Genomic DNA, 13,206 nt, shown 5'->3' with positions numbered 1-13,206 from the left:
GATTTGCACGGTTTGTTGCTTCGTTACACCGGAGGAACCAATGAAAAGCGTCTCCAGAATTGCGTCACATTTAACATAATTGATATTGATAATCATTATCAGTTATGCTAATATAGTTTTGTTCACAAGTGAACAAAAAAGAATTGTAATCTATTGCTGACACTGCACCTTGGTCTGCAACTACTACAAGAGAGGGGAGACTGCAAAATTGGAGTTTCAAAATCATTTTAAAGGTCATCTTTACGAGCAATATATAAGAATGCTGCATCTGAACGAGTTGTATACCGAACAAGAATTTAATTCGTTTCGGCAACAGGCCAGAAAGTACCAGATTGACATGCTCTCCAACAATATTACTAGTGTACACGTTATTGATTGCATTGGTGATTATGAACCGATAAATCATACCGGGATTGTGGAGAAGATGGGGTTGTCCAAAGCTGGCATTACTAAAATTAGTTCAAAGCTGCTGGAAATGGGCTTCATTATGAGAAGTCAACTGAACAACAATCGTAAGGAGATTTACTTTAGTTTAACGGATAAGGGAAGACACGTTTATCATTTGCATAAGGAGCTGCACAAAGAAAAAGAAGAAAGGTTCTACCAATTCATTGAATCCTATACAGAGGCTGAACTGCAGACTATTGGAAAATTTATCAGTGATTTGGTGGCGCGTGCCGAAGAATACTCCGAAGGGAAGTTTACGATAAATGACGACATTAAAGATTGAGGAATTAAGATCCGAGATTGAAGGGAAAGAAATTTTAAAAGGGCTCACACTGGAGATTCAGGGCGGAGAGATTCATGCGATTATGGGGCCTAACGGGACGGGGAAAAGTACGTTGGCTTCTGCGTTAATGGGCCATCCAAAATATGAGGTTACTGGCGGCAAGGCGACATTGGACCATGAAGACCTTCTGGAGATGGAGGTGGATGAGCGTGCCCGGGCAGGCTTGTTCCTCGCTATGCAATACCCAAGTGAAATTGCCGGCGTAACGAACTCGGACTTTCTCAGAAGTGCCATCAATGCACGGCGTGAAGAAGGCCAGGAGATATCATTAATCCGTTTCATCCGTGAATTGGAGAGCAAAATGAAGGGGCTAGAGATGAACCCGGAATTCGCGCATCGTTATTTGAATGAGGGATTTTCGGGCGGTGAAAAAAAGCGGAATGAGATTTTGCAAATGATGCTGCTTGAACCCAAGTTTGTGATTTTGGATGAAGTAGATTCCGGGCTTGATATTGATGCACTGCGTATTGTAGCCAATGGTGTAAATGAGCTGCGCAGTCCAGACAGAGGATTTATCATCATTACCCATTATCAGCGCCTGCTGAACTATATTACCCCGGATTTTGTGCATGTCATGATGCAAGGTCGGATTGTCAAATCTGGCGGCCCGGAGCTTGCCCACCGTTTAGAAGCAGAAGGGTACGATTGGGTAAAAGAGGAGCTTGGGATTACGGATGAGACGGTGGGCGGGGAAGTTTGAAAGCTGAAGAGGAGGAAAAGCAAGTGGGTATACAAGCAAACACTTCAATGAATGCGAACGCTCTATGCGCTTGGTCAAGTGCTAAGGATGAACCTCGGTGGTTGCTTGAACGCCGGATTCGGGCACTCGAGCTGGCAGGGACGCTAGAACTGCCTAAAGTGGAGAAAATCAAGCTTGAAAAATGGGATATCTACGAAAGTGGTGATTTCAAAGCTGAGAATGCGTGGTCAGGTTTGGAAGATGCGCCGGAGGTTGTTCGAGGTTTGGTTGCCTCCCCGGTGGAAGGCGGACTCATCGTTCAGATCAATTCGGATGTAGTGTACACAGAATTGTCGGCTGATTTAGCCGCCCAGGGAGTAATTTTAACGGACCTGCATACTGCGGCAAAAGAGCATGAGGAGTTGGTTCAACGTTATCTCTTTCAGGCTGTGAAGCCGGAAGAGCACAGATTGTCTGCTGTGCACAGTGCCTTATGGAGTGGTGGCGTTTTTCTATATGTCCCAGACGGTATAGAGGTTGAAGTTCCCATTCAAGCGATCTTTTATAGCGATACGAGCGGGGCGGTTTTTGCTCCTCACATCTTGATTGTGACTGGGAACAACAGCAAGATCAGCTATGTGGATCATTGTATATCGAGAAGAGATGATATCAAGGTTTTGCATAATGGTGTGGTAGAGGTGTTTGCAGGGGCAGGCTCCAAGGTGCAGGTCGCTTCTGTTCATCAGCTTGCTGCAGCAACAACGGACTTCACCCAGCGTCGTGCGGTTGTGCTTGCGGATGCCGGTGTAGAATGGATTGTCGGCGAGATGAATGATGGCTATACCGCCAGTGATACCAAGACATTACTTCAGGGCAACGGGTCCATCTCTGATGCTAAGGTAATTGCGGTAGGCTCTGGGGACCAGAAATTGAGTTATACTACGCAAGCCCAGCATTTTGGCAGAAGCTCGGTAAGCCAAATGATCACACGCGCAGTAATGCGTGAAGAAGCTACAGCCATTATCAACGGGATTACAAAAATTGAAAAAGGTGCAACCCATTGTGATGGTCAGCAAACAGAACGTGTACTGATGTTAAGTCCAAATGCGCGCGGTGATGCTAATCCGATCCTGCTGATCGATGAGGATGATGTAACCGCCGGTCATGCTGCATCCGTGGGGCAAGTAAATGCGGAACAAATCTATTATCTGATGTCGCGCGGGATCTCACGGAGTGAAGCCGAATATCTTGTTATTTTCGGATTCCTCGCTCCTGTCATTTCGGAGATTCCGCTGGTGGGAGTGCGTAGCCGCCTGCAGGATGTAGTGGAGAAAAAGCTTGGCAGATCGCAGGGAATCAGAGCCAATCAAAGTGAGGCTTATGAAGGTTAAAAGGAGCGGTAACAATGGCTAAAAAAGCGCCGGATATGGGCGAATATAAATATGGGTTTCGCGATGAGCACCAGTCTATTTTCCAATCCGGAAAAGGTCTGACTGAAGAGATTGTCCGGGAAATTTCCCGGATCAAGGAAGAGCCGGAGTGGATGCTCGATTTTCGGCTGAAAGCTTTGAAGCAATTCTACAAAATGCCGATGCCCAAGTGGGGAGCGGATCTGTCCGGACTAGATCTTGATAACATCCAATACTACGTTCGCCCTTCTGAGAAACAGGGAAAGACCTGGGAGGAGGTTCCCTCCGAGATTAAAGCAACTTTTGACAAGCTAGGGATTCCTGAAGCAGAGCAAAAGTTTCTGGCAGGCGTATCCGCTCAATACGAGTCAGAAGTAGTCTATCACAGTATGCGGAAGGAACTGGAGGATCAGGGCGTTGTTTTCCTTGATACAGATACTGCTTTAAAGCAATATCCTGAAGTGTTCAAGCAACATTTTGGAACGATCATCCCGCCCTCCGACAATAAATTTGCTGCGCTTAACAGCGCGGTTTGGTCAGGCGGCAGCTTTGTATACATCCCGAGAGGTGTGCAGTGTGAGGTTCCGATCCAAGGATACTTCCGGATTAATTCTGAAAATATGGGACAATTCGAGCGGACATTAATTATTGCCGAAGAGGGCAGCTTTGTCCACTATGTGGAAGGATGCACAGCACCTATTTATAGTACCAGTTCTCTGCATAGCGGAGTTATTGAAATTATTTGCCGGAAAGATTCCCGTGTCCGTTACACGACCATCCAGAATTGGGCTCCTAATATCTACAACCTGGTAACCCAAAGGGCTGTAGCAGAGGAAAATGCCACAATGGAATGGGTGGACGGCAACATCGGCTCTAAGGTAACCATGAAGTATCCGGCTGTAATCTTGAAAGGAAGGGGAGCCAAGGGGTCCATCCTGTCTATTGCCGTAGCCGGTAAAGATCAGCATCAAGATGCCGGCGCGAAGGTAATTCACCTTGCTCCCGAGACAACATCTACGATTATATCCAAATCCATCAGCAAGCAGGGCGGCAAAGTAAACTACAGGGGATTGTCGAGCTTCAGCCGCAATTCTGCAGGGTCCAAGTCCAATATTAAGTGTGATACGTTGATTTTGGATAACCAGTCAACCTCAGATACGATTCCGTACAATGAAGTTAAAAACGATCAGATTACTTTGGAGCATGAGGCAACAGTATCCAAAGTGTCCGAGGAACAATTGTTTTACTTAATGAGCCGCGGGCTTACAGAACAAGATGCCACACAAATGATTGTAATGGGCTTCATTGAGCCGTTTACCAAAGAACTGCCGATGGAATATGCCGTTGAAATGAACCGGCTGATTCAATTTGAAATGGAAGGAAGCATCGGTTGATTCATTAAGGAAGTACGAGGTGTTAGTAATGAAGAAAAAGAATTCGGACAATTCAGAACTAGCTCAAATTACCCGAGAGATACGGAAACTTCAGTTCTACTTCAATATGCTGTCAGGATTGAGCGCAAGTTGTGGTGTGATGATACCTTTAGATTCTGTATATACGGCTATAAGGGAACTTTCGGATCAAGAGGCCATTCTTAGGCAAAAAGCAAAGGATCACTCAGACTATCTAGGTGAAAAAGGCTTAAATTGACTGTTGGGAAAACAATGAGAGGAGCTAGCATAATGGAGGAGAATGGAATTTTATTCGATGAAGTATCGGAGGTGCTTCTCAAACTACGTCCTTTCTTACTGCGTGACGGTGGAGATGCTGAACTCGTCGAGGTTGAGAACGGTATAGCCAAATTAAGATTTTTGGGAGCTTGCAACGGTTGCCCAAGTGCTACGATTACGCTAAAGGTTGCTATTGAGCGCGCAATTCTTGAGGAAATCGATGAGATTAAAGAAGTTGTACAAGTTTTTTAAACTTCTTTTAACAGAGACGAATTAACAGTGCAGAGGGAGGTCATCAATCTCGTCATAGGGATTAACCAGCTCGGCCATCGGGAGATACTCGGATTTTACGTGGAAGGCCATGAGAGTTCAAACGGTTGGCGTGAGGTCCCAGAAGACCTGTATCACCGTGGAGCGACGGAGGTATTGTTAGGCATCTTTGACGCTCCTCCTCCGCTGCTGCCGCCGATTTTTTGGGTTTTTCACTGTATGCTCAGAGGGTCTAATTATCTCTACCTCTGAGCATAAATCCCCGTAATGAATCCCCTTTATACCATCCTCTAGACAGGCTAGTACATCACAGCTGAAACAAACCATCATTTAGGCACAGAGGTGCTTGCTCGCGTAGGTCCACTTGAATGGGTTTGTCATCTTTGGTTTAGCCATGAACAGTGTTTAGGCGTATACACAAACCGAATGCGGTGGCTGGAATCTGCTAAAAATAGTGCTCGGCTGGTTTGGGTGCCAGAATGCTATGCTTTCCCTTTGGACCGGGAGTTTCGTCCAGCTGACCATAACCTGCCACCAAACGGACCAAGCTTACCGAGTGGTGAGTGTTCAACCCGTCGGCGACGGAAATCCATTCCCCTTCCGGGTCGGCCCCATCGACGACGCCACAATCTGGCCGGTCGCCACGTCAAAACCGGGAATGAGGCTAAGCGTGCGGAGCTAGTGAATTGCTGGGATTTTTCAGCTACGCTATACTAATCGACATCATTTAGATGAGAGCCGCATTTTGCCGGCTGGTGGCCACCTGCGGAATATCCTTGCCAGGCAGGAAGTGTATGCTGCGGATATAACGGATGGTGCGGCTCTGCGCCCGCATAATGACGGAATGGGTCTCGGCGCGCTCCTTGCCGATGAAGCGGACTCCGTTCAGGAATTCGCCGGAGGTTACACCGGTCGCCGCGAAAATGACATCTCCCGTTCCAACCATATCCTCCATCGAGAGCACGCGTGTCGGATTCTCAATCCCCATTAAGAGGCAGCGCTGCAGCTCGAAGGGACCCTCCGGCAGCAGCTTGCCCTGCAGCTCCCCGCCGAGGCATTTCAGTGCGGCGGCTGCCAGCACGCCTTCCGGTGCTCCGCCGGAGCCCATGTACAGATCGACATCGCTGTCCGGCAGTGCTGCCGCGATGGCTCCTGCGACATCGCCGTGGCCGATCAGCTTGACGCGCACGCCCAGCCCTCGCAGGGTTGCGATCAGCATCTCATGCCGCTTACGGTCAAGGACCATCACCGTCAGCTCGGAGAGCGCTTTGCCGGTGATGAGGCTGGCTTTGCGCAATGTGACTTCGGCCGGATCTTCCAGGCTGAGCCTGCCGGTGAGCTCGGGACCGCAGGCCAGCTTCTCCATATAGATGTCAGGCGCATGCAGCAGGCTGCCCCGGTCGGCGATGGCAATCACGGATTGGGCATTGTGCAGCCCGCAGGCTACTACTTCCGTGCCTTCCAGAGGATCCACGGCTACATCAACGGAAGGACCGTTACGGTTCCCGACCTGCTCGCCGATATAGAGCATCGGTGCTTCATCCATCTCACCCTCACCAATGACCACAGTCCCATCAATGGAGACAGAATCAAACATGGAACGGATGGCGGTTGTGGCCGCATCATCCGCAGCATTTTTATCGCCTCTTCCGATCCAGCGGGCTGAGGATAAAGCGCCCAGTTCAGTTACCCGTACAATTTCCAGTGCCAATTCGCGTTCCATATGATTTCCCTCCAGTATAATATTTGTATAGGTTCAGGCCTGAATCAGCAAAGCTTACGGAGAATCGGTAATATAGCCCATAATAATACCTGCTGTTTCTTCAATTGCCTTGTTTGTAATATCAATAACAGGACAGCCCAGCTTGCCGAACAGCAAGGCAGCGTATTCCATCTCTTCAGTAATGCGCTCCAGACTGGCATATTGCGAGCCTGCAGGAAGTCCCAGCTGCTTCAGACGTTCGGAGCGGATCTTCAGCATATACTCGGGCTTCATCGTGAGCCCGATGAGCCGGTTCGGCGGCAGGCTCATCAGCTGCTGCGGCGGGCCGATTTCGGGAACGATCGGGTAGTTCACGACCTTTTTGCCCCGGTGAGCAAGAAAAATGCTGAGCGGGGTTTTGGAGGTGCGTGACATGCCCAGCAGTACAATATCCGCTTTTAGCATCGCACCAAGATCGCGCCCGTCGTCACAGGCAACGGTGAATTCAATCGCCTCGATCCGGCGGAAATAATCCTCGTCGAGCTGGTGAAGCAGCCCGGGACGGGCCTGGGGCGCATCATCGAAGGTATCAATGAAGGCTTGCATCATCGGGCCCATAATATCTACAATCCGCAGATCGAGGCGCACCGCTTCTTCACGGATCATCTCCCGCAGCTCCGGTTGGACCAGCGTGTAGGCGACAAAGCCCTGAAGCTGGGCGGTCTCCTCCATCAGCTTCCTGAGCTCGTCTTCATGTCTTACGTTGCCGTATCTTCTGATCGTGACACGCTGATTCTGGAATTGGTGGATAACAGCCTGCACGACAGCCTCCGCTGTATCCCCTATAGAATCCGAGCATATCGTTATGAAATGTGAGGATGGCTCCATGCGCTTTTGATTCCTCCCGTTATCCTTTGGCTTCTAGATCGAGGAGTAGTTTGACAATGGAAGTCTTCGTCAGCCGTCCGACAACGTCGAGTTTTGGGCCGCTTTCTTCCACAATACCGGGGATGACCACCGGCAAACTGTCCACCTCGTGAAAAATCATTTTTTGTGCGGCATCAAGCACCGTATCCTCGGGAGAAACGGTCACGACCTTGGGCTGGCGGGTCATTACCATGCTCACGGGCATGGACACTGCTCCGGGATTGCCCAGCGTAACCTTCAAGAAATCCTTGCGCGAGGCCACCCCGGTCAGCTTGCCGTCCCCGTCGCAGATAATCAGCGTGCCGACATCCTGCAGAAACAGTGTGACTACAGCATCCTGAATCGTTGTCGTCTCGCGAATAATTATCGGGATGCTCTGAATGTCCTTGACCTTGGTTTCCTTCAGCAAATAGCTGCCGCTGAGGCGCTGCGAGGTTTTTTTGCCGGGAAAATAACCTACTTTGGGTTTCGCGTCAATGTACTCCAGCATGACGAGTACGGACAAGTCCGAGCGGATCGTCGGCTTGCTGAGATTGAGATGCTCCGCAATTTGCTCGGCGGTGATGGGTGCTCTTTTTTTGACGATTTCAATAATTTGCAGTTGACGGGATGTCAGTTCGATCACAGGTTCCCTCCACTTTCCGGATACATTCAGGTGTTCCTTAACAGAAAAGGAGCACCAATAATCGATTCCCCCTTCCATTCTTACGTCCTATTAGAGTATTAAGCCCTTAACTTGCTTATATAATACGCAATAATGATCATTAATGCAATATATAATACGTCATATATATTTTCTGCAGGAGATATTCTAGAGTTATAGAACGTGAACTTCAGTATTTCGGGCTCTTCCTTGAGGAGTACATTGTTGTTCGAGGCGATCTCGCAAGGGTTGTTATCCATGTTCAATGTTAGTCATGTATGTTGGCGCTATTGGAAGTTAAGTTAGGGGAGCATGTGCGTGTGTTGAGTTAGGGAACATGTGCGTGTGTTGGGTCAGGCTAGTATGTGCGCGTATTGGATTAGCGGAGCATGTGCAAGCGTTGAGTTAATGAGAGATATGAGTACTGGTTAGTCCCTCCATATATCTCGTTTATTCAGCTACCGTTCCAATGCAGATGGACTAAATGTTGCGGACTCAGGTGACCCTATTTTGCAGAAATGCACGATATATTGGTGGTTACGGACACAGGTGCGCTTATTTCATGTTTTCTGCTGCCAAATGGGGTGTATGCCACCAATAGTGTCATCTGTGTCCGTAAGTATTAGATGGCTGAATAATTTCACATAATAACGGCTCTCCTGTCCGTTAGGGTGGAGGGGACTCACCATTCATTAGGGGTGAACGACATTTCGGCCCGTCTGGCGCCAACAACGGCAAAAATGTCGTTGTTGGCGCGGGCCTTGACCGCGAACGCCATTGTCCGCGCCGTCCCCGGCCTGTCCAGGCCGGCGTGCCGTTCTCCGGCCATCGTCGTGTCCCCAGACTCCCGCTCAGCAACGCACCTGGCCCGCTCTGCCCGCTCCGGCCCACCTGGCACAGCGTTTACGCCACCCTGCGCAGACCACCCGCTCTTACAGAATCTGTTTCCGCGGATAAGCCTCTCCTGCCACTGGCTGCACCAGCGGGGTGCTGCGCTTCGGCTTGAACAGCAGTTGCTTGAGTGCACCTGCATTTACGAGCACCGTGCCGGCGATGATAGTGAATACGCCGAGCAAGGTGATCCAGGTTACAGCTTCCCCGTAGAAGAGGAAGCCTACACCGACCGCGATCGGCGGGGAGATATACAGCCAGGTGGACGGAAAGACAGGATTGGTTTTCGCCACCAGCCAGTAGAACAGCGTATGGCCGACCATGGAGCCGATTACGGTCAGGTAGAGCAGAGAACCGGCTGTACGGAAGGACAGCAGCACCTCAGGGTGTACTTTTTCCGTGAACAGGGACAGAAGGAACAGCAGCGCGCCGCCGTACATCATCTGCGCTGCATTCAGGGCAACGGGCGATTCGCCGGATAAGGTGCTGGTTACTTTTTTGGAGTAGATGGCTCCCGCCGCGTAGCAGATTTCTCCGATCAGCACCACAGCGCAACCGGTGACCCACAGGGGAGAAACCTCAATGGCAAGGCTGGGCAGCACAAGCAGCAGTACACCGGTGAAGCCGATGATGCAGCCGATCAGCGAATAAGAAGGCGCTTTTTGCCGGAGAACAGCGGTCTGCATCAGCAGAATCATCATCGGACCGGTAGCGGACAGCACAGCGGCAAGCCCTGAGGAGACATATTGCTCGGCCCAATATAGTGCGGAAAAGGTTCCGAACGTCAGCGCAGCGCCGGTGAACAACATCTCTTTGCGCAGGAGTAGGGCGAAGCTGGCTTTGCCTTTCCAGGCCATAAAGAGGAAAAGTACAGCACCTGCAACGAAAAAGCGCAAACCCGCCGAGAAGAACGGAGGCGTACCGGCGTCCACGCCGATTTTAATAGCCAGGAAGGTCGTGCCAAAGATCAGACAGACGAGCGAGTAAGCAAGCATAATCATGTTTCAGGTCCCCTTTGTGATGGTAGTGTGGCAGTCGGCTCAAGTGTTTGATTCATCATACCGGAAACAGGACAGAACAGATTTCAGACAATAGAACAGATAGAAGGCGGAATATTGTACAATAGGCCCAAGAGAAGTTAACTAAAGACGGTTATTGGACTTGGCTGTTTGGCAGAGCCATCTGGTAAAGGAGCGGCAGACTAATGAAAAAAGCGGCAGGAGCAGAGCAGAACTCCCCATTGTTTCGCCAGGTGTATCAATACATGCACAACCGGATGGAGCGCGGAGAATGGAAGGCGCATGACAAGCTGCCGTCGATCCGGCTGCTGGCTGAGGAGCTGAAGGTTCACAGGCTTACGGTATTCAAGGCCTACAGGGAGCTGACGGAAGACGGAAAGGTGTATGTAAAAGACAAATCTGGTTATTATGTGTCACCGGTCAACAGTGTGGTAGAAGAAGCGACAGAGGGTACAGCGGTATCCGCTTATATGCTGGCGAACCCAATGTCCGATATTCAGCGGATACCGGTCAGCTACCAGTTCTCACAGGCGCTGATTGATCCTGGACTGCTGCCCAACTTGTTCCTGTCCGAATACGTCAAAAAAGTGTTCGATCTATATCCGAAGGTCATGGGAACGTACTCTTCGGTCCAGGGAGACGAGGAACTGCGGGTTACGCTTAGCCGCCATTTCCGGGAGAAGCACAAGCTGCAGTTGTCGCCGGGCGAGCTGCTGGTAACTTCGGGCGCTCAGCAGGCGATTAATCTGATCGCGGGCATTGTGCTGGGACCGATGGATGCGGTGCTGGTGGAGCGGCCGACGTATAGCGTGGCGATGGATATTTTCCGGCGTCTGGGAGCCCGGTTGGTACCGGTGGAGATTACTCCGGAGGGTTATGATCTGCAGCAGGTCGAGGAACTGATGCGCAGACACCGGCCAAGAATGTTCTATATGAATCCGACACATCACAATCCTACGGGTTATACGGTTCCGGCGCAGCAGCGGAAGCTCCTGGTGGAGCTGGCGGAGCGCTACCGCTGTCTGCTCGTGGAGGATGACCCGTTCCGCGACATGTATTTCACGGAGGAGCCGCCACCGCCGTTTTTTGCGTATGATACGGAAGGCTGGGTAATCTACATCAGCAGTTTCAGCAAATATGTCGCCCCGGGCCTGAGGATCTGCGCAGTTGGCTGTCGTTACCCGTTCATGGAACAGCTGATTACCGCCAAATCGCTGGCGGACAACGGAACGCCGATTTTGAACCAGAAAATCTTTCAGCACTACTACACCTCGCCGCGTCTGCAGCAGCATCTCGGGAAGCTGCGGATCGCACTACAGGTGCATAAGGAGATTGTGGAGGAGGAGCTCGCCGCTACCGGATGGGAATGGACGCCCCCGCAGGGCGGGCTCAATCTTTGGGTGAAGCTGCCGGAGTCTATTTCCGTGTCTGCGCTGTTTGCGCGCTCTATGGAGCAGTCCATCTCTTTTGTCCCTGGTGAAATTTTCGATCCGCTGGGGGAGATGAAGTCCTGGCTGCGGCTGAGCTACTCCTTTGCCAGCGGAGGTGTGCTGCGCGAAGGAATACGCCGTCTGGCGGTGCTTGCGCTTGAGCTGCAAAAGGGGTGACTAGTGCTCAAGAAAGAATATCCGGGTTCCGCAGGAGAATGAAGAAATTTTACAAATCATGCATAGTTCTTGAGTTGTTTTACATTAATCGGGCGTTCGTGAAATATCCCCTTAATATAATTGCTCTAGTATGAGGTAGTAATTAACCTTAAGGAGGGTATATATGAATTCTCAGAAAAAGAATAGATTCAAGACTGCATTAACTGTAACTGCAGCAGGGGCGCTTTTGGCTACGAGTGTAGTGGCTGCACAGTCTGCCAAACCGGCAGCTGCGGCTTCCGCAAAAACGAAGAATGTCATTCTTTTTGTCGGCGACGGCATGGGGACAGCAGCGCGTAATGCGATCCGGCTGGCGACCGTAGGCGAAAATGGCAAATTGGCCATGGATGATATGCCCTACGCGGGTCTGGTACATACGAGCTCTACCGTACCGGTTACAGATTCAGCTGCATCCGCCACAGCTTATGCCAGCGGTGTGAAGACATATAATGGCGCCATCGGCATGGATGCCAACAAGAAATCGGTTAAAACTATTGCGGAATACGCCAAAGATGCAGGCATGTCCACAGGCGTGGTAACCACCAGCCAAATTACCGATGCTACGGGCGCAGCTTTTGGCGCACACGTGGAAGACCGCTCGAAGCAAAGCGACATCGCACTGCAGCTCTTGACCAAGAGCAAAGTGGACGTTCTGCTCGGCGGCGGTGAGGATTTCTGGTATCCGGCTGGCGAAGCAGGCAAGTTCCGGGATGCTCCGGCTGAAGATCCTTCGGAGAAGAGCAAAGGAAGCCAGGGCAATCTGGTCACCAAAGCGAAACAGCTGGGTTATAACTATGTATCGACCAAAGACGGCTTGAAGCAGGCTAAGAACGGCAAGCTGCTCGGACTGTTCGCCAATGAGGAGATGTTTCAGCAGAATGAGGAAGGCAAAGGGGATATCTACAACCCTGTAGTCTCTCTGCCGGAAATGACCCAGAAAGCGATCGACACACTGTCCGCGAACAAAAAAGGCTTTTTCCTGATGGTAGAGGAAGAAGGCACGGATGAATTTGCCCACAGAAACAATGCCAAGATGACGATTAAATCCGGCCAGGCTCTGGATGCATCTGTGCAGGTAGCTAAAGATTTTGCCAAAAAGAATCCCGACACGCTGGTGCTGGTGCTGGCTGACCATGAAACCGGAGGACTTTCCATCGAAGCGGTCGATGCAGAGGATGAAACAGGAGACGGCATCTCCAAAGAAGACGGTCCGTTCGCTATCGCCAAATCCAAGGAAAGCTTTGTAGTGGACTGGACAACCTCCGGCCATACGGCGGTGGATATTCCGGTTACAGCAATGGGTAAAAACGCCCAGCTCTTTACTGGAGTTTTTGAGAACACAGCCGTGTTCGAGAAGATGATGCAGGCTTATGGTTTTAAAGCGGAGAAATAAAACGTCAGAGGGAGCTAGTACCTTTGCAATAGATAAGCTGGCCGAATGTTCGGCTGGCTTTTTCTATTTATAAAGATTTTTATGTTTGAGCTAAGAAGCCTATCCGCTGCGTTTTGAACTGTTCCATGTATTTACATTTTTCTAGTAACATTTGTAACTGACGGATC

Annotated in this window: 12 protein-coding genes and 1 pseudogene; 9 read left to right on the top strand and 4 right to left on the bottom strand. The window is 50.4% G+C overall.

Annotated elements, in window-relative coordinates; genetic code table 11:
* Window positions 1–208: 208 nt before the first annotated feature.
* From ACTJKB_RS15950 to ACTJKB_RS15920, 7 genes and pseudogenes are all read left to right on the top strand, one after another.
* The gene (locus tag ACTJKB_RS15950) at window positions 209–730 is read left to right on the top strand and encodes a MarR family transcriptional regulator (RefSeq protein ID WP_074110872.1); all 522 of its coding nucleotides are present in this window, start codon (window positions 209–211) and stop codon (window positions 728–730) included.
* Complete coding sequence (gene sufC / locus ACTJKB_RS15945; RefSeq protein ID WP_440835236.1) at window positions 711–1,490, top strand: Fe-S cluster assembly ATPase SufC; 780 nt, start codon at window positions 711–713, stop codon at window positions 1,488–1,490. The genes ACTJKB_RS15950 and sufC overlap by 20 nt, the downstream gene beginning before the upstream one ends.
* A gap of 23 nt (window positions 1,491–1,513) precedes the next feature.
* Window positions 1,514–2,860 carry a Fe-S cluster assembly protein SufD gene (gene sufD / locus ACTJKB_RS15940; protein WP_440835235.1) on the top strand — a complete coding sequence of 449 codons (1,347 nt, stop codon included), beginning with the start codon at window positions 1,514–1,516 and terminating at the stop codon, window positions 2,858–2,860.
* Between the two features lie 14 nt (window positions 2,861–2,874).
* Window positions 2,875–4,272, top strand: a complete 1,398-nt coding sequence (gene sufB, locus ACTJKB_RS15935) for a Fe-S cluster assembly protein SufB (RefSeq protein WP_440835234.1) — start codon at window positions 2,875–2,877, stop codon at window positions 4,270–4,272.
* A gap of 28 nt (window positions 4,273–4,300) precedes the next feature.
* Entirely contained in the window at window positions 4,301–4,528 is a 228-nt protein-coding gene (locus ACTJKB_RS15930) for a hypothetical protein (RefSeq protein ID WP_440835233.1), read from the top strand.
* Between the two features lie 32 nt (window positions 4,529–4,560).
* Window positions 4,561–4,800 carry a NifU family protein gene (locus ACTJKB_RS15925; RefSeq protein ID WP_074083165.1) on the top strand — a complete coding sequence of 80 codons (240 nt, stop codon included), beginning with the start codon at window positions 4,561–4,563 and terminating at the stop codon, window positions 4,798–4,800.
* 24 nt (window positions 4,801–4,824) lie between these two features.
* Window positions 4,825–5,007, top strand: a pseudogene (locus ACTJKB_RS15920) (transposase); the annotation flags it as partial.
* Window positions 5,008–5,545: 538 nt separating this feature from the next.
* Here the strand turns inward: ACTJKB_RS15920 and glpX are convergent.
* From glpX to ACTJKB_RS15900, 4 genes are all read right to left on the bottom strand, one after another.
* Entirely contained in the window at window positions 5,546–6,541 is a 996-nt protein-coding gene (gene glpX, locus ACTJKB_RS15915) for a class II fructose-bisphosphatase (protein WP_440835232.1), read from the bottom strand.
* A gap of 54 nt (window positions 6,542–6,595) precedes the next feature.
* Window positions 6,596–7,408 carry a pyruvate, water dikinase regulatory protein gene (locus ACTJKB_RS15910; RefSeq protein WP_074083168.1) on the bottom strand — a complete coding sequence of 271 codons (813 nt, stop codon included), beginning with the start codon at window positions 7,406–7,408 and terminating at the stop codon, window positions 6,596–6,598.
* A gap of 19 nt (window positions 7,409–7,427) precedes the next feature.
* On the bottom strand, window positions 7,428–8,072 hold the full coding sequence (locus ACTJKB_RS15905; RefSeq protein ID WP_074101131.1) for a helix-turn-helix transcriptional regulator: 645 nt from the start codon (window positions 8,070–8,072) through the stop codon (window positions 7,428–7,430).
* 950 nt (window positions 8,073–9,022) lie between these two features.
* Window positions 9,023–9,982, bottom strand: coding sequence for a DMT family transporter (locus ACTJKB_RS15900; protein ID WP_440835230.1), 960 nt, complete (start codon window positions 9,980–9,982; stop codon window positions 9,023–9,025).
* Between the two features lie 203 nt (window positions 9,983–10,185).
* Here ACTJKB_RS15900 and ACTJKB_RS15895 point away from each other — a divergent pair, with 203 nt between their 5' ends.
* A complete protein-coding gene (locus tag ACTJKB_RS15895) occupies window positions 10,186–11,607 on the top strand; it encodes a PLP-dependent aminotransferase family protein (protein WP_440835228.1) in 1,422 nt (473 codons plus the stop codon).
* A 163-nt stretch (window positions 11,608–11,770) separates the two neighbouring features.
* The gene (locus tag ACTJKB_RS15890; protein ID WP_440835227.1) at window positions 11,771–13,039 is read left to right on the top strand and encodes an alkaline phosphatase; all 1,269 of its coding nucleotides are present in this window, start codon (window positions 11,771–11,773) and stop codon (window positions 13,037–13,039) included.
* Window positions 13,040–13,206: the final 167 nt, after the last annotated feature.

The sequence above is a fragment of the Paenibacillus sp. 22594 genome, from assembly GCF_052044425.1.
GTDB lineage: Bacteria > Bacillota > Bacilli > Paenibacillales > Paenibacillaceae > Paenibacillus_AQ.
This window is presented reverse-complemented; position numbering and strand designations above follow the sequence as displayed.